23 protein-coding genes and 1 pseudogene are annotated in these 22,964 nt (G+C 45.1%); 15 read left to right on the top strand and 9 right to left on the bottom strand.

Annotated elements, in window-relative coordinates; genetic code table 11:
* Positions 1–2: 2 nt before the first annotated feature.
* The 3 genes from AB4274_RS16545 to AB4274_RS16535 all read right to left on the bottom strand — a co-directional run bounded on the left by AB4274_RS16545 (position 3) and on the right by AB4274_RS16535 (position 3,725).
* A complete protein-coding gene (locus AB4274_RS16545; protein WP_102320859.1) occupies positions 3–1,376 on the bottom strand; it encodes a carbohydrate porin in 1,374 nt (457 codons plus the stop codon).
* Between the two features lie 470 nt (positions 1,377–1,846).
* Entirely contained in the window at positions 1,847–2,254 is a 408-nt protein-coding gene (locus tag AB4274_RS16540; protein WP_017061620.1) for a hypothetical protein, read from the bottom strand.
* 139 nt (positions 2,255–2,393) lie between these two features.
* Positions 2,394–3,725, bottom strand: a complete 1,332-nt coding sequence (locus AB4274_RS16535; protein WP_017064979.1) for a ferric reductase-like transmembrane domain-containing protein — start codon at positions 3,723–3,725, stop codon at positions 2,394–2,396.
* A gap of 233 nt (positions 3,726–3,958) precedes the next feature.
* Here AB4274_RS16535 and AB4274_RS16530 point away from each other — a divergent pair, with 233 nt between their 5' ends.
* The 5 genes from AB4274_RS16530 to AB4274_RS16510 all read left to right on the top strand — a co-directional run bounded on the left by AB4274_RS16530 (position 3,959) and on the right by AB4274_RS16510 (position 6,615).
* Entirely contained in the window at positions 3,959–4,648 is a 690-nt protein-coding gene (locus tag AB4274_RS16530; RefSeq protein ID WP_102393976.1) for a flavin reductase family protein, read from the top strand.
* A gap of 120 nt (positions 4,649–4,768) precedes the next feature.
* The gene (locus AB4274_RS16525) at positions 4,769–5,560 is read left to right on the top strand and encodes a CLCA_X family protein (protein WP_372112653.1); all 792 of its coding nucleotides are present in this window, start codon (positions 4,769–4,771) and stop codon (positions 5,558–5,560) included.
* A 186-nt stretch (positions 5,561–5,746) separates the two neighbouring features.
* On the top strand, positions 5,747–6,004 hold the full coding sequence (locus tag AB4274_RS16520) for a type II toxin-antitoxin system Phd/YefM family antitoxin (protein WP_017061616.1): 258 nt from the start codon (positions 5,747–5,749) through the stop codon (positions 6,002–6,004).
* Positions 5,994–6,260, top strand: a complete 267-nt coding sequence (locus AB4274_RS16515) for a Txe/YoeB family addiction module toxin (RefSeq protein ID WP_017061615.1) — start codon at positions 5,994–5,996, stop codon at positions 6,258–6,260. Before AB4274_RS16520 ends, AB4274_RS16515 begins: the two co-directional genes overlap by 11 nt.
* Positions 6,261–6,291: 31 nt before the next feature.
* The gene (locus tag AB4274_RS16510; RefSeq protein ID WP_108194370.1) at positions 6,292–6,615 is read left to right on the top strand and encodes a DUF4144 domain-containing protein; all 324 of its coding nucleotides are present in this window, start codon (positions 6,292–6,294) and stop codon (positions 6,613–6,615) included.
* 105 nt (positions 6,616–6,720) lie between these two features.
* Here AB4274_RS16510 and AB4274_RS16505 read toward each other — a convergent pair whose 3' ends face one another.
* Positions 6,721–8,049 carry an anaerobic C4-dicarboxylate transporter gene (locus AB4274_RS16505; protein ID WP_010432780.1) on the bottom strand — a complete coding sequence of 443 codons (1,329 nt, stop codon included), beginning with the start codon at positions 8,047–8,049 and terminating at the stop codon, positions 6,721–6,723.
* A 411-nt stretch (positions 8,050–8,460) separates the two neighbouring features.
* On the opposite strand from AB4274_RS16505, the gene AB4274_RS16500 reads away from it, so the two are divergent.
* The 9 genes from AB4274_RS16500 (at position 8,461) to AB4274_RS16460 (ending at position 19,471) form a co-directional block, all read left to right on the top strand.
* The gene (locus tag AB4274_RS16500; RefSeq protein ID WP_017069081.1) at positions 8,461–9,120 is read left to right on the top strand and encodes an HAD family phosphatase; all 660 of its coding nucleotides are present in this window, start codon (positions 8,461–8,463) and stop codon (positions 9,118–9,120) included.
* A 196-nt stretch (positions 9,121–9,316) separates the two neighbouring features.
* Positions 9,317–9,943: an HD domain-containing protein gene (locus AB4274_RS16495; protein WP_372112651.1), complete on the top strand. Its 627-nt coding sequence runs from the start codon at positions 9,317–9,319 to the stop codon at positions 9,941–9,943.
* Positions 9,944–10,006: 63 nt separating this feature from the next.
* On the top strand, positions 10,007–10,693 hold the full coding sequence (locus tag AB4274_RS16490; RefSeq protein ID WP_017067459.1) for a DNA-3-methyladenine glycosylase I: 687 nt from the start codon (positions 10,007–10,009) through the stop codon (positions 10,691–10,693).
* A gap of 194 nt (positions 10,694–10,887) precedes the next feature.
* Positions 10,888–11,622: a GntR family transcriptional regulator gene (locus tag AB4274_RS16485; RefSeq protein WP_017071662.1), complete on the top strand. Its 735-nt coding sequence runs from the start codon at positions 10,888–10,890 to the stop codon at positions 11,620–11,622.
* Positions 11,623–12,090: 468 nt separating this feature from the next.
* Positions 12,091–13,536, top strand: coding sequence for a xanthine dehydrogenase small subunit (gene xdhA / locus AB4274_RS16480; RefSeq protein WP_372112649.1), 1,446 nt, complete (start codon positions 12,091–12,093; stop codon positions 13,534–13,536).
* Positions 13,529–15,934 (top strand): xanthine dehydrogenase molybdopterin binding subunit, encoded by a 2,406-nt coding sequence (gene xdhB, locus AB4274_RS16475; protein WP_372112647.1) that lies wholly within the window; start codon positions 13,529–13,531, stop codon positions 15,932–15,934. Before xdhA ends, xdhB begins: the two co-directional genes overlap by 8 nt.
* 92 nt (positions 15,935–16,026) lie before the next feature.
* Positions 16,027–16,908, top strand: a complete 882-nt coding sequence (xdhC, locus tag AB4274_RS16470) for a xanthine dehydrogenase accessory protein XdhC (RefSeq protein WP_017061606.1) — start codon at positions 16,027–16,029, stop codon at positions 16,906–16,908.
* 59 nt (positions 16,909–16,967) lie between these two features.
* Positions 16,968–18,302, top strand: coding sequence for a guanine deaminase (gene guaD, locus AB4274_RS16465; protein WP_372112645.1), 1,335 nt, complete (start codon positions 16,968–16,970; stop codon positions 18,300–18,302).
* 287 nt (positions 18,303–18,589) lie between these two features.
* Positions 18,590–19,471 (top strand): AEC family transporter, encoded by an 882-nt coding sequence (locus AB4274_RS16460; protein WP_004732869.1) that lies wholly within the window; start codon positions 18,590–18,592, stop codon positions 19,469–19,471.
* Here the strand turns inward: AB4274_RS16460 and AB4274_RS16455 are convergent.
* On the bottom strand, positions 19,468–19,992 hold the full coding sequence (locus AB4274_RS16455) for a hypothetical protein (protein WP_017067015.1): 525 nt from the start codon (positions 19,990–19,992) through the stop codon (positions 19,468–19,470). The two genes, AB4274_RS16460 and AB4274_RS16455, sit on opposite strands and share 4 nt — an antisense overlap.
* 438 nt (positions 19,993–20,430) lie before the next feature.
* Here AB4274_RS16455 and AB4274_RS16450 point away from each other — a divergent pair, with 438 nt between their 5' ends.
* Positions 20,431–20,709, top strand: a complete 279-nt coding sequence (locus AB4274_RS16450; RefSeq protein ID WP_102351827.1) for a hypothetical protein — start codon at positions 20,431–20,433, stop codon at positions 20,707–20,709.
* Between the two features lie 109 nt (positions 20,710–20,818).
* On the opposite strand, the pseudogene AB4274_RS16445 reads toward AB4274_RS16450, so the two are convergent.
* The 4 genes and pseudogenes from AB4274_RS16445 to AB4274_RS16430 all read right to left on the bottom strand — a co-directional run.
* Positions 20,819–21,001: pseudogene (locus AB4274_RS16445) on the bottom strand (GrpB family protein); the annotation flags it as partial.
* A 16-nt stretch (positions 21,002–21,017) separates the two neighbouring features.
* A complete protein-coding gene (locus tag AB4274_RS16440) occupies positions 21,018–21,257 on the bottom strand; it encodes a hypothetical protein (protein WP_372052116.1) in 240 nt (79 codons plus the stop codon).
* Positions 21,258–21,353: 96 nt separating this feature from the next.
* Positions 21,354–21,950, bottom strand: coding sequence for a DJ-1/PfpI family protein (locus tag AB4274_RS16435; RefSeq protein ID WP_372112643.1), 597 nt, complete (start codon positions 21,948–21,950; stop codon positions 21,354–21,356).
* 83 nt (positions 21,951–22,033) lie between these two features.
* Positions 22,034–22,915 (bottom strand): hypothetical protein, encoded by an 882-nt coding sequence (locus AB4274_RS16430; RefSeq protein WP_372112641.1) that lies wholly within the window; start codon positions 22,913–22,915, stop codon positions 22,034–22,036.
* Positions 22,916–22,964 lie beyond the last annotated feature (49 nt).

Below are 22,964 nucleotides of genomic sequence, written 5' to 3'. Positions count from 1 at the left end.
AATTAGAACCAAGTTTCCATCTGCAGTGCAAACAGAACCTCGCCGCCCTCTCCCATCGTTGCAGCATCTGCTTCAGTGCTGATCGAGTAACCATTTAGGTCTTCACTCCAATCCACATAGCTCACAGCGAAACGCAGTTCTGGTCGGTCAAAGAAACCAGTGCTAGTTGAAAGCTTGAGTGTTGGTGCAACTGTCGCTTTGTAGAAACCGCCGCTCGCTTGCTCTGTCGAGTTGTCTAAATCCATGTATTGCAATGAACCTTCGTAAACCATCTCAAAGTTCTCTGTGAACTCTTGAGCTAATCGAACGTTTAAAGAAGCCCATGTGAACTCGTCATTCTTCTTCAAACGGTCTTGGCTATGCTCTGCCATTAATGCAGGTGCTAAGCGCCAGTTGTCGCCAATGCGAGTGACACCGTAGCTAAACAGGCGAACGGCTTTCGCGTCATCCAGTAGATCACCATTTGAACCGATGCCTTTTAGCTCTGCACCTAGGCCACTACCCACTAACATACCCGTTTTAGAGAAGCCTTCGCTCAGACCAAAGAAGTTGTCTCCATGGTACGCAAACATTGCGTGTACACCGCTTTCAGCTGCGCCATTTAGGCGGCTATCGTTGTCTGCTGAGGTCATACCGCTCAACATCACTTGCCATTGGCCAATACGGTTATTCATGGTTGCAATGTAGTTTTCTACATCTGTTGACGAGCTATCAATCTCACCAAAATCTCGGCCATAAATAGAGAAATTCGCTTTCCAGTTGTCGCTCATCTGAACGTCATAAACGCCCGCACCAGTACCTGATAAGAAGACAATATCCGAATCGAAAAAGTGAATATCAAAGTTGTCGCGATCGAATCGTTTACCCGCCCAAAACGTTGCTTCAGAAAACGCTTCAGATTCAGAGAACATGCTCAGACGGTTCAGTTCTGAATACACTTGTCGCACATTCAACTGGCTTTCGCTGGCAGTCCACTCGTTATTTGTCTCAGTACTGTCGGCCAACATGATGCGAAACAAAGCACTAGAGCCATCGTCTGCAAATCGCTTATGAATCAAGTTCGCTTCAACGTAATGATCATCTTCAACACCAAGACGTCCAATTGGAGCTCCAATGGCACCCGCCGCTGTCATGTAAGGACCAGTACCTGTCGCGCCGTTTAGGTCGTCGTTGATCAATAACCCAGAGCGAGCATAGCCGTGAAACTCAAACGAAGAAGCCTTTTCATTGGCCTCGGTAGAGACCTGCTCTGTTTGTGCAACCCTTTGTTCTAATTCATTAATACGTTGCTCTAATGCTGCAACGTCTTCACTTGCTAATACCGATGTAGTCATTAGCCCCATTGTTACAGCAACCGCTAAAATGTGTCGTTTCATTCTGATGTTCTCACGTTAATTGTTTTGGATTATCTGCAAACGTTCCCAAAATAATTCGTAAGCACATTTCGGCTTATACTTTTAATGTATAAGCTCTATATCGAAGAAGAAATAGAAATCAGTCGTGTTGATTACTTCACTTTTGTATCTGAGTGGATGATAGATCGATAATTTCGGGAACGTTACCGAAAATGCATAATTCTGATAACTTTGTCACAAGTGAAATTGATTAATGGGCGAAAAATAGTGTATCGCGCACATTAGATATCTCAGAAAAATAGAGAGAAAATCCAGTACGAGAATTAGGAAAGGCGCTAAAAAATGCAACAGGTTGGCTATAAAAATTAAAGCCTGAGAAGCGATTTTTCAGGCTTTAGAAAGGCGTTCATTGATAACAATAGGTCGTTTTTTGAAAAGTGTATGACATTAACTAACGTGACAGTTTATAGAAGAATAAAGCGTTTAAAAGACTACTTTCTCTTCCCCTGCTCCACCAACTTTTCATTCCATGCCGTATTGCCGTCACGCTTAGTCACGTCATACTCTGAACAGAACTGAGATATGGTCATATTGTTATCGCCAGTGGCAAGCTTGAGAGCCAACTGAACTTGTTGAAGCTTGCTTTGCAGTCGCAAGATTTGACCAGCATTTGGGCTTTTCTCTTTGGCGTATTTTAAAGCCGCATGCTTACGTTCTGCCGCGCCCGCTCGGCGATCTGCTTCTGATAACAGATACTTGAGTTGAGCAACACTCTTGCCTTTCTTGAAGGCAGGATCAAGCAACTCAACGCATTCATCAAACGATGGATCGATAACGTATGGGTCAACTTTATGAGCTTGTTGGCGCATCCATTCGAGTGCGAGTTTTTCATCTGACATAATTACATCTTTACCAAAGAAACAGCCCTATATGGTATCGCTCAATAGCAAACCGCTGCAATAACAAATTGAGTGACTTTACGCCTTTTTACACTGTGCCGATTGACTAATTTAACAATCAAAGCTCCAATAGTTGGCTTTAACGCATCACAAACAGCTCTTCGTGGTAGTGCTTTTCAATATCAAATTGATAGGTGTCTAATTCTTTTTTCAGTGATGTAGAGAACAACTCCGGCCCGCAGAAATACATCTCGTACTCGTTGAGGTCGCCACATTGATTGACAATTCTTCCGGCGTTTAGCCGCGGTGAGTGCAAGGTATCTATCACGGTCAACTTCACACCAACCGCGTGTGCTAGGTGCCACAACTCATCGATTAATTGCTTATCAACACCGCGAGTACAATAAAACAGTTGAATACGAGGATGATCTCGTTCTGTTTTGAGCGCTTCAAGTGTTGCAAAAAACGACGCTATCCCGACACCACCAGCAATCCAAATTTGTGGCTTGCTTAGGTCAAAATAAAGTCGACCATAGGGTCCTTCAACCGTAACCGCATCGCCCGCTTTCACTCGTTCATATAGGCCATTAGTAAAATCACCCAGCTCTTTGATCAAAAAGCGCAGCTCTGGATCATCACTGCCAGAAACAATGGTAAACGGATGCGGGTCTTCATTACCGAAACGCAAGTACGCAAACTGCCCAGCTTTGTGACCTTGCCAAGATGCCTCCGGTTTTAACACCAGCTCCATCACTTCAGCTTGTGGAAAATAGCGAGTCGAGATAATCGTCGCTGAGTGACGATTACGACGCCCAACCAAGCCCAACAAACTGTAAATCGCTGCGATAGACCCAGCCAAAGCAAATGCCACAGTTAGATAATAAATAGGTTCTCCCCAATACGCTCGTTTAAGCAGGATTACTGAGTGGAAAGCGATAAACAGGTACGCAACCGACATCAGACGGTGCGACAATTTAAACGGTTTGTACTTCACTGCCGCCCATAGTGACGCCACCAGTAAAATGAGCAACAAGTAGAAGCCCCACTCGCCAATACTCTGAGCAATACCGCGTAATTCATTGACCCATAACTCCCATCCAGTCAAAACAGCTTGCGGCCCTGAACCATCGTGTCGAACAGGCTTATCTAACACACCAGACACCACCAATGACTTAGGTATTTGGTACCACAACCAGTGTGTCACACCCAGTGCAACACCACCGATACCGAGCCATTTATGGACTCGATATGCTTTATCCATACCTTTCAGCCAATTCTCAACCATAGGCAAACGCATCGCCAAGATCATTGTGATGGACATTAACACCAGAGACAAAATACCTGAGTACTGAATCATGGCTGAGCGCCATTCAAAGACATCGCTTGAAGCGAATAATTGCGGTTCCATCGCAAACCAAAAGGCTGACATTGTGGCAATCATTGCCCAAATGATATTGCGGACTGTTTTCATTTGTTAACACTCATAAAGACGACATCATTACTTTAGCTCCTGTGATGTAAAGGGACGTCAACGTACGTAAATCTATGCAAAGGATCTCGTTCATTGTGCTGTAGCAGAGATAAAAGAGACAAACTGCCCACGGCCAATAAGCGCTCTTTGATCGATAAAAGCGGATTCTTCGTACATATAAGTCCGTTAGTGAGCATGCTCGAAGATAACAATAAATGAGAAGAAGAGAAGATATGAAGGACATGACCCTTTCTAAACAAGATATCCAAACAATGAACCCGCGCCACCGCATTCGTTTGGTTAACTCCCTATCTGGATTTAAAAGCGCCAACCTAATTGGTACTTGTGATAAACAGGGGCTTGAAAACCTTGCGATAGTGAGCTCTGTCATTCACCTAGGGTCTGATCCCGCGCTGCTTGGTTTTATTGTTCGCCCAGATAAAAGCCGACGTCATACGCTAGAAAACATCCTAGAAACTAAGTACTTCACCGTTAACAGCATTGGTGCTGACTTTGTTAAAAAGGCCCATCAAACCTCGGCTCGCTACCCTAAACCAGTCTCAGAATTCAACGCGGTCGGCTTAACGGCCTATTATGACGACACATTCCCCGCTCCCTTCGTCTTGGAGAGCAGTTTAAAGATAGGGTTAGCGTTCAAAGAACAGATAACAATCGAAAGCAATCAAACGCAAATGTTGATCGGTGAAGTTATAACGATTCACGCACCCAAACGCGCCGTGATGCCGGATGGCTACCTTGATTTAGAAGCGTTGGATTTGGTCACGGTATCAGGGCTTGATAGCTACCACGTAACTCAAAGACTGCACCGATTAAGCTATGCAAAACCACAACAGCCACTCTTTCCACTCACTCGTGAAGGTAACCCAACTTCATGGGAAGCTTTCGAACTCAATCTAAACTAATTTTGTTCGGCAATTTGCTATCAAAAGTGCTAACGTCCTTTAATTCCAAGAGATGCATCTCACACAGGCGCATCTCACTGAGCACACTATTCATTCTTACGTCTGTTTCCAAGGACCCCTTTGAAGTTAACCCACTTTAAATACAAAACGCGCAAAGGCCCAGACTACCGACATGGCGATCAGGTGTCATTCATGGACATCAAACAGACCTTCGGTATGGGCAGCATTCGTGTGGGCGCTTGGGTAACGAAAGAAGAGAAAGAGCTAGCCGCGAATCTGATATTCGACTCGTTAGCCGACTTGGCTTACATCCTGGCTTTGCCACCAGAAGCAATTGGCCTTCGCGGCACATTAGGCTTAGCTTTCGGCAGTGGCGGAAGAAAAGGCGTACAAGCACACTACGCCCCGAACCAGAGAGAATTAGCTCTTGCTAAGAATGCCGGAGCTGGCGCGCTCGCACACGAGTTTTGGCATGCATTTGACCATTATATCGCTGAGAAAGCGTTTGAGATTGGTGACACATCCGGTCCTCGCAAGCAAATCTTGTTCGCCAGTGACTGTTGGTTACACGATAGAAAGGTGCGACCTCATCCATTAAATGAAAGTTTGATGTCTGTGTTTGACGCCACATTGCTTAGCGACAATAACTTGGACAAACACGATTACGTGGCACGCAGTGTCATTGCCGACAAGGCAACGTCGGCTCGTTACTTCTCATTGCCAACAGAAATGATGGCTCGTGCCTTTGAAGCTACGATTGAATCCTGCTCAGATATCGAGAATTCTTACTTAGTCGATGGCACGACCAAACCGGATATGTTCCCTCTCTATCCAGATCTCACGCATCGCAAAGAGATTTATCAAGCGCTGCAAGGTTACTTCGTGCCGTTGGGCCGATCTTTAAGTAAATAGCATTTTGAGTCAGTAACACTCTGCAGATTTACAGTGAGTGACATGTACCATAAGTTGATCATGTGTAATCTCTGAGATAACATGTACAACAAGCGAAACATGTATAATAGTTAATTCATGAATGATTAACTATTCTGTGTATATTGAAAGATTAAACATATCCAAAAACAACAGGGTAAATAAGTGATGAATATTGTTTCTTTTACTGAGGCAAGAAATAGCCTTAAGTCTGTGCTCGATAGAGTGGTAGACGATTCTGATGTTACGGTAATAACCAGACGAGATTCAGAAGATGCCGTGGTAATGTCTCTTGACCATTTTAATTCAATGCAAGAAACCTTGTACCTAATGAGCTCGCCTAAAAACGCTGAAAGATTAGCTGAATCCATTGCTCAACTCGAAGCCGGAAATACAACCGTTCGAGAATTGAATAATGACGAATGATCGAAAGATTGTATTTACAGATAATGCTTGGGAAGATTACCTATACTGGCAAACCCAAGACAAGAAAACGCTCAAGAAACTAAATAAGTTGATTGAAGCCGCCAAAAGAACGCCCTTTGAAGGGATTGGAAAGCCGGAGCCACTAGTCGGCAACCTGTCTAGCTTTTGGTCAAGACGAATCGATGACAAGAATCGATTAGTGTATAAAGCAGATGACGATAACTTTTATATAATTGCTTGTCGTCACCACTATTAAAAGCAGTAAGCAGCACATAGAAAGGGCAGCAATGATCAGTTGGCCATCTTTGGTAAAACTCGACGGTGATGATGAGCTTATTTACGTCGCGTCAGAACAAGATTTCCAGGTGGAATGCTCAGATATGATCTTGGGCGAAGATGATTACCTCATCGATTCAGTTGGCGACAGCTACTCGCTACAATCAAACTCAAACCAACTGGGTTTAGCTAAACGAGCTGAGCAGTATTCGGTTGAAAGCGTGACTAAACTGATTCGAAACCACGAGTTCCAGAAAGCTGAAGTGTGCCTGATGAAGATCCACTTCCTAACGATTGAAGAAGCGATTCAGTCTTTGGCTTTTGAGCCACGTTAATAGCTCTCCTAAAAGCTAATAAACGAAACCTGTTAAAACAAAACAGCGCCAATTTAGGCGCTGTTTTTGTTTGTTGTCTTAGCTATCTCAAAGAAAGCTAATACATTAAGCGATAAAAATCTGTGCCAGAGCGTAGCCTAAACAACATGCGCCCACGACACCGATTAAACCCACCGACATGAATGAGTGGTTGAAGTACCACTTACCAATCTTAGTGGTACCAGACACATCGAAGTTAACCGTTGCGATATCTGATGGGTAGTTCGGGATGAAGAAGTAGCCGTAAACCGCTGGCATTAAGCCGATCAACAAGGCTGGGTCTAATCCTAAGCCAAGGCCAACCGGTAGCATCATACGTGCAGTAGCGGCTTGCGAGTTCACCACAACCGATACGATGAATAGCGCTAGCGCAAACGTCCATGGGTAGTTGGTCACCATTTCCACGATGCCAGATTTGAACTGAGGCATTGCGTATTGGAAGTAAGTATCCGACATCCAAGCGATACCGAAGATCGCAATCGCTGCCACCATTCCCGATTTGAATACCACACCGTTTGGCACATCTCGCGGATCAGTTTTGGTTGCCAGCAAGATGATACCGCCGAAACAGAGCATCATCATTTGGATGATCACCGACATCTTGATTGGCTTGTCGCCGTCTACGATAGTTCTGATCTCAGGCACCATCGCCACGATAACAATCACGACAATCGACAATAGGAAAATCAATACCGCATTGCGAGCCGAAGTTGGCAGTACTTCATCCAAAGACGTTGCTGTGGTGCTTTCGATACGCTTTTTCCACTCAGGATCTTTTAGACGCGCTTGGTATTCAGGATCATCGTTCAGCTCTTTACCGCGTTTCAAGCTATACAAAGAAAGTAAGAACGTACCAAACAACGTTGCAGGCACCGTCACCATCAAAATAGAAAGCAGAGTAATAGAATGTTGAATATCAGAAAGCTGCGCGAGGTAATACACCACAGCAGCTGAAATTGGCGAGGCAGTAATAGCCAGTTGAGACGCTACAGACGCCGCCGCCATTGGGCGCTCAGGACGAATCCCGTTCTTCAGTGCGACATCGCCAATGATCGGCATGATGGAGTAAACCGCGTGGCCAGTACCCAATAAGAAAGTCATCGAGTAAGTCACGAACGGAGCTATCAGGGTAACGCGTTTCGGGTTCTTTCTAAGCACCCTTTCCGCCACTTGCAGCATGTATTTCAAACCACCTGCCGCTTCGAGAATCGAAGCACAAGTAACAACGGCGAGGATGATCAGCATCACGGTGACAGGTGGAGACGTTGGTGGCATCTTGAAGACAAACACCTCGATAACCAAACCAATACCAGAAACAACACCTAAGCCAATACCGCCATACCGAGATCCGATATAAAGGACGACTAATAAAAATAGAAACTCAAAATACAACATAAGCAACCCTGCTAAAAATGTGGACTAATGTTATTTTCTCCCTAAGCTCAGCCATTTACTTATTGCTTGGTCACACTATGATTGCAGGCTCCCGGTAATTGTTTTTTATAAGATTATGGTCACGTAAACCGACCTGTAAGTTTATGAAATGTAATAAGAAGCCAGACGCACAAGCTAGATTTGTTATGTGGAATAATCATAATTGTTTCTGTTAGATCTGGATGGCCTATAAAACACAAGGCTCATAACTGAACGATATTATTTCAACCACAATCAATCACATTTAAAGTCATGCAGAAGCATATTGCCGAGCCGATTGGATATATTCTTACTGAACGTTGACTCGCCTATCACTAGACACTATGTCAAAATACCCGCCCTCACGATGACAACACATTAAGAACCACGGATATGAATTTTCAAGCTGCTATTTTTGATATGGATGGGCTGCTGCTCGACACCGAGCGACTTTGTATGCAGGTTTTTGAAGAAGCATGTCACGCGCAAGGTGTTCCGTTTTTGCAAGATGTCTACCTAGGCATCATTGGTTGTAACGCAAAAACCATCGAACAGATTTTTCGAAATGGTTACGGTGAAGGGTTAGATTACCCAGCGCTGAATAATGAATGGCGCACCCGCTACAGTGCAATTGTTAAAAACCAAGCAATCCCAGTAAAAGATGGCGTGATTGAGCTGCTTGAATGGCTAAAATCGAATGACATTCCAATCGCGGTGGCGACCTCCACTCAGCTTGATATCGCAAAGAAGAAGCTTGAGCTGGCTGGCCTAGATTCGTACTTCACCTCATTAAGCACAGGCTGCGAAGTGACTCACGGCAAGCCTCACCCAGAGATCTACTTACTCGCGGCAGAACGCTTAGGTGTTGCACCTGAAACCTGCCTAGCGTTCGAAGATTCGAACAACGGAATTCGCGCTTCTATGGCAGCCAACATGATCAGCTTCCAGATCCCTGATTTAGTAGAGCCATGTGACGAAGTGAAAGCGCTTGGACACACCATCAGCCCTTCTCTGCATGATGTGCTAGCACAGCTTCAACAAGCTGCAGCTTAAGCTCTGACTGCCGTTGATAATGCTTTTATCAACGTAGACAAGCCCCTCTATTAAGCCGACTCACAGAGTCGGTTTTTTTGTTGGTATTCCTTTTATAAAAGATAAAAACTCGCGCTTGAAACTGTTAAAGTCGATGTGAAATAAATGCTAGGTGATCAACAAGATTGCTAACGTCTACATAGGGAGAAAGAGACGCGTGAAGGAAAAGTTTGAAGACCAACTGCTTGATTTTGCACAACGAGAAATGACACAAGATGCAGCACACGACATTAGCCACATTAAGCGCGTAGTCAAAACCGCTAAGGCTTTGTGTGCTCAAGAACAGGCTAAGCTTGAAGTCGTTTTACCCGCCGCTTACCTTCATGATTGTTTCACCTTTCCCAAGAACCACCCAGACAGAGCCAAAAGCTCGCAAATGGCAGCAGACAAGGCGATCTCTTTCCTCAAATCTATCGACTATCCCGCGTCCTATCTTGATGAGATCCATCATGCCATTGTCACGCACAGCTACAGCGCCAACATCACACCTGAAACCTTAGAAGCTCAGATAGTCCAAGATGCCGATCGCCTTGATTCGCTCGGAGCAATTGGCATCGCTCGCTGCTTGTATGTGGGTCAGAGCTTTAATGCCGAGCTGTATAACCACGAAGACCCGTTCGCTGAACATCGTGACTTAGATGACAAGCATTACAGCGTCGACCACTTCTACGTGAAGCTGTTTAAGCTCGCTGAAACCATGAATACAGAATCCGCTAAGTTAGAAGCCAACAAGCGCACCGACTACATGCGTGGCTTTCTCGCTCAATTGGCGACAGAAGCTTAAGCTCCTTTTCATATAGAAATTAGTCCCCATATCATAAAGAATCGCTTTAGTTTGGAACCTCCAATGACCCAAGAAAAATTCGACACTATTTATCAACGTGCTGCTCACCGTAAAGGTGGAGCTGCCGAGCTCGAAAAGATTGTTCGTGCGCCCCTTTCACAAGCTGAGCTATCACAAATCACCGACGATCGTTGGCTAGCCGCCTTTACTGAAAAAGTATTCCAGTGTGGTATTTCATGGAATGTAGTGAGGAAGAAATGGCCGCAATTTGAAGAAGTGTTCTTTGAATTCAATATCGAAAAAATGCTGATGCTGCCGAATGAAATGTGGGAACAAAAAGCGCAAGACCCGCGCATTATTCGCCACCTCACTAAGGTGATGACCATCCCTGCCAATGCCACCATGATCCACAATGCTAAGCGTGAGGCGGATTCCTTCTCACAAATGGTTGCCGACTGGCCATCAGAACGTATCACTGAACTTTGGGATTATCTGAAGAAACACGGCAAGCGATTAGGCGGTAACACTGGTGCCTACACTCTGCGCCAAATGGGTAAAGATACCTTCATCTTGTCATCAGATGTTGAAGCACACCTACGCAGCACAGACGTGGTTGATAGCGGTCGTAACACCAAGCGAGCACAACTGGCAGCGGGTAAAGCCTTCAACGAATGGCAGCAACAGTCAGGTCGTAGCCTGAGCGAAATCAGCCAGATCGTGGCGTACAGCTGCGGCGATAATCGCGTCTAGTTTTAGGGCGAATGACTTAAAGCTCAAGATTGCACACAGTTCCCTGCAAACTAAATGTTATAAGTCATTAACAAATAAGCGTGCATCGCACTTTCATCCAGTGGCATTGTATAGATAAATGTATACAATATAGAGTAATACTCATGAATTATTCTCGGCCAACCCAACTCGACTAAACAAGGGTCCTTATCTCTATGACAGCTCTCAAAAATTCTGTCTCCAAAGGTGTAAAAACAAAAGTAACAGGCCAGACTCAAGACGATGTTGTTTACTGCCATATCTTCGACGCGATACTAGAACAAAGGCTGCCACCAGCCACCAAATTAAGCGAAGAAGCGTTAGCAGAAATCTTTAGCGTTAGCCGCACCATTATCCGCCGTGCCTTACTGCGTCTTTCTTTAGAACAAGTTGTGGTGATCCGTCCTAACCGAGGAGCCGTGATTGCTGCGCCAACGGTTGACGAAGCCAAACAAATCTTTAAAGCACGTGAAGTGATGGAAATTGCTATCACTGAGCTGGCGGTGAAAAACGCAACCAAAGCTCAAATAGAAGAATGCAGAAAATTAGTCGCGAAAGAGAACTGTGCTTTCGACCAAGGCGATTACGGCTCTGGCCTACGTTTGTCTGGTGAGTTCCACATCAAATTGGCTGAAATGGCAGAGAACGCGCCACTGCTGGCTTTCCAACGCAGCTTGGTATCGCAAACTTCACTGCTGATCGCTCAGTACGAAACGGGCAACCACTCGAACTGTTCTCTAGATGAACACTCAGGCTTACTGGATGCGATAGAGTCAGGCAATGAACAACAAGCCGTCGAGTTGATGCAAGAACACCTAAGCCATATTCGTTCGAAGCTCAACCTAGACAGCAGTACAGCTTCTAGTGATCTGCATGTCGTGTTCTCAGATCTGCTTAAGAGCAAGTCATAGAAGATTCAACAAGCGCTTAATAACCATCCGCTAACAGCTTTTTGTTAACAACTTTTTGTTAACAAAACAGGAGAGAAGTAAGCCTTAGTGTTTACTTCTCTTTTTTATGCCCTCTCCTCTAAAAACAAATACGACGATCGACTCACATCCATCTAAAAATACTGTCTATTCTGCCCTCAACAACGATCTTAGCCTCTATAGAATCACTTCCAACAGTGCCATAAGCCCCTCCTTTATCTTGTATACATAGCTATCAATTCATTCACACCATAAAACTGTTCGCCTTTAATTCAACCCCTTATAAAACAAGCAACTAAAGTTAAAATAAAATTGTACACAATCTCCACAAAAGACTATTTGTTGCATTTTTGTAAATAAATAGTTGACCGCAGGGTCAGGATGGATAATTATTGACCTAGAAGTCAAAAAGAATACACATGGAAATATGTCGATTTACAAGGAGGTCTCTTGATTACTTTTTTGCTCAATCAGGAAATAAGACGTGAAGATAATCTGTCGCCAAATATGACAGTGCTCAACTACCTTCGTACCAAGGTTAATAAAACCGGTACCAAAGAAGGTTGTGGGTCGGGCGACTGTGGTGCATGTACCGTAGTTCTGGGTGAAGTGGTTGATGGGCAGCTGCAATACCGCTCGGTGAACTCTTGCCTGACGTTCGTTTCAGCGCTGCATGGAAAGCAACTGATCACAGTAGAAGATCTACAAAACCGAGATCGCTCTTTGCACCCAGTGCAGAAAGCGGTGGTGGATTTTCACGGTTCACAGTGTGGTTACTGCACACCTGGCTTCATCATGTCGATGTTTGCGCTAGGCAAGAACAAACCCGATGCGAGTAAAGAAGACGTCATGGAATCGCTGGCAGGTAACCTATGTCGCTGTACTGGCTACCGACCAATTGTTGATGCTGCGATGTCGCTTTCGACAGACCAACCTTTGATCGACCAATTTGCTGAACTTGAACGCAACACCATCAAGAAGCTAGAAAGCATTCAAGACACTGAGGCTAACTTACGCCTTGGTCACCTCACCGCTTTTTCCCCGAAAAGCACTGATGAGCTGGCCAAGCTTTTTCAAGCCCACCCGAACGCTAAGCTGGTTGCTGGCGGTACGGATTTAGCGCTGGAAGTGACGCAATTCCATCGTGAGATTGAAACGCTGATCAGCGTAAACCTTGTTGAAGATATGAAGGTATGTGAAGAGACCGACACCGATTTAATCATTGGTGCCAACCTGCCTATCAGTGACTCTTACGCACTACTGAAAAAACACTACCCAGATTTTGGTGAACTGCTGCATCGCTTTGCTTCACTGCAAGTGCGTAACCAAGGCACCATCGGCGGCAATGTAGCCAATGCTTCACCTATCGGTGACACCCCTCCTCTGCTGATTGCCCTGAACGCGAAGATCAAACTTCGTTGTGGCGACGAGTCACGCACCATGCCGATTGAAGATTACTTCATCAGCTACAAAGTGACGGCGCAGAAAGAGAGTGAGTTCATTGAACAGATCATCATTCCTAAGCCAAGCAACGATAGCTTCCGAGCTTACAAACTGTCTAAACGTTTAGACGACGACATCTCTGCGGTGTGTGGTGCGTTTGATATTCAAATTGAAGATGGCAAGGTTTCTTACGCTCGTATCGCTTTGGGCGGTATGGCAGCAACGCCTAAGCGTGCAACTCGTTGTGAAAATACGTTATTAGGCAAACCGTGGACAGACGCTAATATTAAGTTAGCGATGCAGGAACTGTATAACGACTTTGAGCCGCTATCTGATTTCCGTGCAAGCCAAGAATACCGTTCATTGTCGGCGGCCAACATGCTGCGTCGCTACTTCATTGAACAACAGAACAAAAACAACCAAATCGAAACAAGGGTAACGTCTTATGTCTAAATCAAATTCCTCTGTTCACAAGAGCAATGCGATGACCCACGAAGAGATGGTTACCATTGCAAAACAAGACCTAAAAACTGGCGTAGGTAAAAGCGTTAAACACGACAGTGCAGCCAAGCAAGTCACGGGCGAAGCGGTATACATTGATGACCGCCTAGAGTTCCCAAATCAGCTGCATGTATACGCACGCCTGAGCACGCAAGCACACGCCAACATCACCAAGATAGATTTATCACCGTGTTACGAATTCGAAGGCGTGGCGATTGCCATTCAAGCCAAAGACGTACCGGGTGAGCTAGATATCGGCGCTATCCTACCGGGTGACCCACTGCTTGCTGATGGCAAAGTAGAATACTACGGCCAACCTGTGATTGCCGTGGCTGCCAACGATTTGGAAACGGCACGTAAAGCCGCACATGCAGCCATTATTGAATACGAAGAACTACCCGCGATTCTTGATGTAAAAGAAGCGCTAGAGAAAGAGCACTTCGTAACAGAAAGCCACACTCAACAGCGTGGTAACTCGAAAGCCGCACTGGCAAAAGCAAAACACGTGATCTCTGGCGACCTTGAGATCGGCGGACAAGAACACTTCTACCTAGAAACTCAAATCAGTAGCGTGATGCCCACTGAAGATGGCGGCATGATCGTCTACACCTCTACACAGAACCCGACCGAAGTTCAAAAACTGGTTGCGGAAGTGATTGGCGTACCGATGCACAAAGTCGTGATTGATATGCGTCGTATGGGTGGTGGTTTCGGTGGTAAAGAGACTCAAGCAGCCTCTCCAGCATGTATGGCCGCGGTGATTGCTCACCTCACCGGTCGTCCAACCAAAATGCGTTTGCTGCGCAATGAAGACATGCAGCAAACCGGTAAACGCCACCCGTTCTACAACCAATACACCATCGGTTTTGACGACAATGGCGTGATTCAAGGTGCCGACATTACCGTTGCAGGTAACTGTGGCTACTCACCAGACTTATCAAGTTCTATTGTCGACCGCGCAATGTTCCACTCAGACAACGCCTATTACCTAGGTGATGCAACTGTGGTCGGTCACCGATGCAAAACCAACACGGCATCGAATACCGCTTACCGTGGCTTTGGTGGCCCGCAAGGCATGATGACCATCGAGCACATCATGGACGAGATTGCGCGTTACCTGAAAAAAGATCCTTTGGAAGTACGTAAGGCGAACTACTACGGCGAAGAAGGCCGTAACGTGACCCATTACTACCAAACCGTTGAAGACAACTTTTTACCTGAGATAACCGAACAGCTTGAACGCAGCAGTGACTATCACGCACGTCGTAAAGAAATCGCTGAGTTCAACAAGCAGAGCCCTATCTTGAAGAAAGGCCTTGCGATCACACCAGTGAAATTCGGCATCTCGTTTACTGCGACTTTCTTGAACCAAGCAGGTGCGCTCATCCATATCTACACCGATGGCAGTATTCATTTGAATCACGGTGGTACGGAAATGGGGCAAGGCTTGAACATCAAAGTGGCACAAATCGTTGCACAGGAGTTCCAAGTCGATGTCGAACGTATCCAGATCACCGCTACAAACACAGACAAAGTTCCGAACACATCACCAACCGCAGCCTCATCGGGCACCGACCTCAACGGTAAGGCCGCGCAAAACGCCGCAATGACCATTAAGCAGCGCCTGATTGACTTCGCTTCTTCGCACTTCAAAGTGTGGCCTGAAGAGGTGATATTTAAGAACGGCATGGTGCAGATCCGCGACGAGATCATGACCTTCAACTCGTTTGTTGAACTGGCTTGGTTTAACCAAATATCGCTATCGAGCACTGGTTTCTACCGCACTCCGAAGATCTATTACGATCACGAGAAAGCACGCGGTCGCCCGTTCTACTACTACGCGTATGGTGCCTCTTGCTCAGAGGTTATCGTCGATACGTTAACCGGTGAAAACAAGATCCTGCGCGTCGATATTTTGCATGACGTGGGCGCTTCACTGAACCCAGCAATTGATATCGGCCAAGTCGAAGGTGGCTTTGTGCAAGGTGTCGGTTGGTTAACCACGGAAGAGTTGGTTTGGAACCAGCAAGGCCGCTTGATGACCAATGGTCCTGCGAGTTACAAGATCCCAGCGATTGCTGATATGCCAATTGATTTCAGAACGCATCTTTTAGAAAACCGTAACAACCCAGAAGACACCGTCTTCAACTCGAAAGCCGTGGGTGAACCGCCTTTCATGTTGGGTATGTCGGTATGGAGCGCACTGAAAGACGCAATCAGCTATGTCGCCGTCGATGGCGCGATTCCTAAGCTCAACACACCTGCAACGCCAGAACGTATTCTGATGGCGATTCAGGAAGTCACTGAAACGGCTCCGACTTCGGTCGATGCTCAATCAGAAACGGCTTAGGGCTCGGTTTATATAGACCGCTTAGGGCGCAATAAATAGCTTAGAGCACCTATAAATAGCTTAGGAAGCATAGAAGGGATTTAGGAGGACATATGTTTAAGGATAATTGGATTCACGAACTGGCAAAACTGGAAGAGAACTACGAACCATGTGTGATGGTGACGGTTCTTGAAGACAGAGGTTCCGTTCCACGCGATGCGGGTACCAAAATGCTTGTCACTCGTGACCGAATCATCGCTACGATTGGTGGTGGTCACCTTGAACATGTGGCCACTAAAATGGCGCGTGAGATGCTGATTGCCAGCGAGAAATCACTCAAAGTAGAACGCTTCAACCTAGGCGCTCGCTTAGGCCAATGTTGTGGTGGAATGGCAACGTTAAGCTTTGAACCGATTGGCACTCAGCAGAACCATCTTGTGCTGTTTGGCGCAGGTCATGTTGCCAAAGCGCTGCTGCACATTGTGGCGACCCTACCCTTCCGCGTGACCTGGATTGATGAACGCGAAGAAGTATTCCCTGAAGCGCTACCACACGGTGTGAAGAAGCTTGTCTCAGACGATCCGGTTGGCGAAGTGAAACACATGCCACCGAACAGCTATTACCTAGTGATGACGCACAACCACCAGCTCGATTTTGACCTAACCAAAGCCATTATCGACCGTGAAGACAGCCGTTACTTTGGCATGATTGGATCGCTCACTAAGCGCAAGAAGTTCGATTTCCGCTTAGAGCAGCGCGGCTATAGCCAAGAACAAATTGAAACCATGCTTTGCCCGATTGGTATTAGTGCGGTGAATGGCAAACATCCTGCGGAAATCGCAGTATCGGTTGCCGGTGAACTGATCGCACACTATCAAGGCCAAGCACTTGAACAAAAGCGCCCAACCAAACAATATCGAAATCAGGATTTGACCGATCAACACAGTCAACCAAGCGACGTAGGCGAACCACCATTGGAAGAGAAGATCGCCTAATAAAAGTCGCAAAGCTTCAGTGGCCATAACGTCGCTGAAGTCATTAAAAGGAAGTAAACATGACAACGCAACGCAAAGCTTATCGCGCCAGCATTTTACACAGCGTCGCCGACCCAAAAGATGTCGGTATCGATGAGTCTTACGACTATTTTGAAGACGGTGTTTTAGTGGTTGAGAACGGCCATGTCGTCGACCTAGGGCATGCCGACGAGGTATTAGCTCGCCAACCTAAAACACTCGAAGTAAAAGAATACAAAGACAAGCTGATCACCTCTGGCTTTATTGATACGCACATCCACTACCCTCAAACAGGGATGATCGCGTCTTACGGTGAGCAGCTTCTTGATTGGTTAGAAAACTACACCTTCCCAGAAGAAAAACGCTTCAAAAACCCAGTTTATGCACACAAAGTGGCAAAGCTATTTCTAGACGAATTGGCAAGCAACGGCACCACCACGGCACTGGTGTTTGGTACCGTACACAAAGAGTCCGTCAACGTATTCTTTGAAGAAGCTGAGAAGCGTAATCTACGAATGATCGCCGGTAAGGTCTTGATGGATCGCAATGCGCCTGATTACCTCACCGACACACCAGAATCTGGCTATGCTGATTCCAAGGAACTGATTGAAAAATGGCATAACCGTAGCCGTTTGCTTTACGCAGTGACACCTCGCTTTGCGCCAACCAGCACACCAGAGCAACTTGCTACTGTAGGTAAACTGCTAGAAGAATATCCAGACGTGTACATGCACACTCACCTTTCTGAAAACGAGAAAGAGATCGAGTGGGTGAAATCGCTGTTCCCAGAGCGCGACAGTTACCTAGATGTATATGACCATTACGGACTACTTCACAAACGTTCGGTATTTGCTCATGGTATTCACCTTTCTGATTGTGAATGTAAACGCCTTGCCGATACTGAATCTGCCATCGCCTTCTGCCCAACTTCTAACCTTTTCTTAGGCTCGGGGTTGTTCCGATTACCAGAGATGGAAGATCACGGTATTCGTGTCGGCGTGGGGACTGATGTCGGCGCAGGCACTAGCTTCTCAATCCTACAAACCATGAGTGAAGCCTATAAGATCATGCAGCTTCAACATAAGAAATTGCACCCAGCTAAGTCGCTATTCTTAGCCACATTAGGTGGTGCACGTTCACTGCATTTAGAAGACAAGATTGGCAACTTGGAAGTAGGAAAAGAAGCCGATTTCGTGGTGTTGGACTTACACGCCACACAATTGATGCGCTTTAGAATGGAACAAGCGACCAAGCTTGAAGAGAAGCTATTTGTATTGATGAGCCTGGGTGACGACAGAACCGTCAGCGAGACTTACATCTACGGCGAGAAAGCCTACGATGTGAATTTCAAAGATTATCAAAAGCTCGTTAGCTAGACTGAAAACCGAGTAACAATCGCTAGACAGCGACAGCCGTCGTTAATTAAAAATCCGTCCAGATTTATCTAGCCTTGAAAGACCAGTTGCTGATGCCACTGGTCTTTTTTGTGCTTCATTCAAAGAAATATAAATTAACCGTTCACAAACAACGATCTTCGGTGACGCCAAGTCATTATATTGATAGGTTAATGTTTATACATATCGACTTCATACTTCACTTTAGCGTCTCTCTAAAACATTCGTTTCTCAGCTAAATGGAAGCACTCAATCTAGAAAGGAATTCTATGTTCGAACAGGTCGTCAGCATTCTGTTTCCCGTTTTTGCTTTAGCCAGTGCTGGCTTTGCGGTGGGTCGTTGGCTCAAGCCCGATTTCAAACCGATCAATCGCATCAACATGGATGTGTGTATTCCTGCGCTAGTGTTTGCCTCGCTGACCACCATGCCTCTCGACACCGAACAACTGCCACTCATCACCGCCTCTTTGGTCGCGGTGTTGGTGCCCGCTTTATTGATGATACCAATCTGTAAGATCTTTAAGCTCAACTTCAAAGCTTGGGCGCCGCCACATATGTTCCGCAACAGTGGCAACCTGGCCATTCCCCTGTTCACCTATACCTTTGGTGAGAGTGCATTAGCCCCTGCGGTATTGCTGTTTGTGGTATCGGCATGCGTGCACATTAGTGTCGGTTTAGCGCTACTAAGCGAAGGTAATCCGATCAAACAGATCCTCAAGATGCCGATATTCTTAGCCGCAGCATTAGCGATGACGCTCAACCTGTCTGGCATTGCAGTATGGAATCCAATCTACGAAGCAACATCGCTACTCGGCCAAGCAGCCGTGCCCATCATGCTGTTGTCGTTGGGTTCGCAAATGGTGAACTTGAAGCTAAGCGGACTCAAAGTTGGCTTGCTGTGTACGGCTCAATCGCTGTTTACTGGTGCCATCGCCTTCGCCATCATCTACTTCTTTATCCCGCTGCCAACGCTGCACCTACAAATGATGGTGCTGTTCACCATGCTGCCACCTGCCGTGATGAACTACCTGTTCGCTGAACGGTTCAATGTCGAGCCGCCTAAAGTCGCATCTATGGTGTTGTTCGGCAACTTCCTAAGTGTGGTTACCTTGCCTATTTTACTGTCGTTCGCGCTGTCTATGTCGAGTTAATTGTTTACGCACTTATCCAGTTTAAGCTCTGCCGTCACTTTAGTAAGGCGCAGAGCAATAGCGAAACAGACTAAGTAAGGACTCACATACCAGAAGAGGCTTTCTAATGGCTGCTTCACCTGCGCTTCTCTGGTTTTTATGTATTGGTTTTTCTGCTTCTCATACTGACTCAACATACCATCCACCCACACTGCATCACTTTCAACCAGCGACACGCTAGGCGCAGGAACCGTAAAATCCGATGCGTTGGGTAACAAGGTAAAATCGACATCTTTGAACGTGATCGCCGTATTCAAATACCACAAACACGCTTCGTGGTGCTGAGCGTGATTATCTAAAGATGGCTGACCAGTGCAGGTATCACTTCTTAATTTATCCAAAGAAAACTGCTGAACCGATTCTAAAATCGCGACCGCTCTAGTTTGTTCTGTTTCAACCCAATCGCCCGCTACTTTCGCACGAATCTCAGACACTGCACCCAGCATCCCGATACCCGCTAGAAACGGCCATAAATAATCCATGAGCTTCCACTTTCGTCGGCTCAAGTTGAACCCACACCAAATCGGAAGATGAAAAAGGAGCGTTAGCCCAAGCGATAGCAAAACGAAATTCAAGGAGCTAGAGAGCATGAGTTCGCTATCAAAGAAGTTCTTCATAATGAGAGACTTGCCTGTATAACAAAGAGAAATTTGATACTAGGTTCGATACTTGAAAAGAGTGTAAGGGGAAAGTAAAAACAGCACAAAAAGTAGTGTAATAAACAATAGAGCGATATTCCTCCCTATATATCTCAGATCAAACCATAAACCAAACACAATAAAACCGGAAGACTCATTAACCCAGCAAATATCAGATCACAAAACAATCAATCAAATCAAATATTTAACTAAATTCTTGACTAAAAATAAGATAGATATAGAGTGCGAGAATAACAACTAAATGCATAAGGAAGCATAATTATGAATGACGCAATTCAACAAGCTCGCATACAAAACAAAATGAAAAATCCTATGATAGCGCTACTGTTAGGTTTTGTAATACCAGGAGGCGCTCAGATGTATGCAGGGAGCGTCATGTGGGGAGTTGTTAACTTAATTCTCATCGTAGTTTGCGCGATCACCGTTATTGCTTCTCCAGTATCATTTATTTTATGGATAGTTTCGCTTTTCCTAGGTTACAAGGGCACCAAAGCTTATAACGATTCAGTTCTTGATAAAGCAGAATCTGCAGAATCATAATCAATAAATGTTGATAGTCTAACTTCACTAGGCTATCAACATTTAAGTTCCACTCATAGTCAATAACACTGACCACTTGCAAGGCCACATCATCAGCAGATGTGGATTACAACATACCAAGTTCAATACCTACGAAAATATCTAGATCGCCCTTAGACACGGCAAAAGGAATAGAAGATGCGCCTACGTGCTCAACTCTCGCGTTAGGGATTAGCTTTTTGATGTCACGTTCGTATCGGATAAACAGCTCGTTGCAAGCCGCTTGGTATTGTTCCGCGGGGTAAAATTTCATATATCCTCACTCCGAATCACAAACTATTGAACACACCAATTGCTAACAGAAGCAACACGATGCTAATAGCTCCGATATAAGAGATTCTGGTTCGCTCTTTTTCAGTTGGAATCAATGGGGGGAAGCGCCCTAGTGTGAATGCTTTACAGACTATCCAGCCAGCTCCGTAACCAATGAACTCAATCAATATCGACTGAAACAGATACCTAAAGAATGAGCTCAATGCCCTAAAATACGCGACTATCAAGTCTTCCATTTTTTGTCCTAACTAAAGTCAATTTGGACTAAAAATGCCATGGGTAGAGATTCATATCAAGGACCTTATACAGGACTGCGCACGCAATGAATCAGTTTAAACGTAAGTACTTACTATCGACATGCAATGATTCACAGAGTCTTCTTTCTCACCAACAGGCGCAACATAGTGAATTGCAGCTTCGGCATGTGCTTGGTCTGCGAGTTTACTGATAACCCATGCTGCTAGATATTTGGATGACAAGCAGCCGCCTGCTGTAGCAATGTTTCCTTCCGCATAAAACGGCTGGTCCAATATGGTCACACCGGATTCAATTACCCATGGCTTCGTTATTAAATCAGTACAGGCTGGAACTTGATTCAGTAACCCCAATACCGACATCAATAAAGTCCCTGAGCATTGACCACCAATCAATTGTGTTTGTGGATTAAGGTTTAACCTTGAGAGTAATTTATCATCTTGGGCGACATCGCGGGTCAACATGCCACTACCAAACAACACCGCATCAGCTGTATTCGCGAACTCTAAAGGCTGTTGAGATTTAATTGTGACTCCATTCATTGAAGTCACTGATTCTGTAGGGCTAGTAATCTGCACATTCCAACCAAACTCTTTCATTCGATTCAAAATACCCGATGCGATGAAAGAATCTAGCTCGTTAAATCCATCAAATGTTAGTACGGCAATATCCATATTTGTCTTTTCCTTAAACCCTATTTAATAGCTCAGACACTGTGATTAAAACTACATACAACTCATTTTTGATTATATCTAACTCACTTTTCGAACCGAATCGCTGAGTAATCTATTGACCTACGATGCTTTAATTGGAGATGACCGTACACCTCAAACCACTCAAGAGATAACACATGCTTTTCACCACCTTCCAAATGTAGTTCGCAACGATACCGTTCAAAATTCGTGTCATTGACCAAACTTTGCCACTTAGTCAAATATCTTTCACGGCCATCACGAACAATTGAATCGGATAACTCACGATTCAACATGTGCTTTTGAGAAATCGCGTATACGAAACCGTCGATAATTTCTGAGAGTTCTAGCTTAATATCATGTGATAATTTTTTCTTTGGGACACCAGCTTTAACTAGGTCATCGTAATCGTAAAAAATACTGAAATGAGCAGTGCGACTTGATGTTTCGTGATCGTAGCGAACACCAGTAGTAAAAGTTCTTACAGGTAAAGCGCTATGTTGGCTATGTCCTCTCAAGTCGCAGCCAACTACGTAATGAATATTTGAGTCGTAAATATCCTGACGTTGTGATTCGACAGCAACTCTAGCAGCTTCGTCATTCGTAATCTCAAATGCAAAACATCGCTTCTTCCGTTCATTAAAATGCCAATCAAGATATAACTTACTTAAGTTGAACAAGTTAAAAGCCAAACTATTCAAAGAGCTACGAATTTCATAGTTTAGTACATAGTCAGCAAACGGGGTTGAAATAGACCTTAAATTCCAATAATTAACTTTATTTTTGAAGTCCCAATATGCTTCAATTATTTGGTCATAAATAATTTCTAGATCTAAAGCTTTGACTAGCAAAGAACGTATCTCTTGATAATTCTCCGCATCAGAATCTGATACGTCAAAAACTCGGTGCTCTGCTGTTTCAGTATTAAATACAACGATATTTTTCATAACTCTCTCAACTGATCTTGAACATCAACACTCTGCCCGACTAGACAGG

This window comes from Vibrio sp. 10N.261.55.A10 (genome assembly GCF_041470825.1).
GTDB classification, from domain to species: domain Bacteria; phylum Pseudomonadota; class Gammaproteobacteria; order Enterobacterales; family Vibrionaceae; genus Vibrio; species Vibrio crassostreae_C.
Note: the sequence above shows the minus strand (reverse complement) of the source record. Positions and strands in the feature narration are given on the sequence as shown.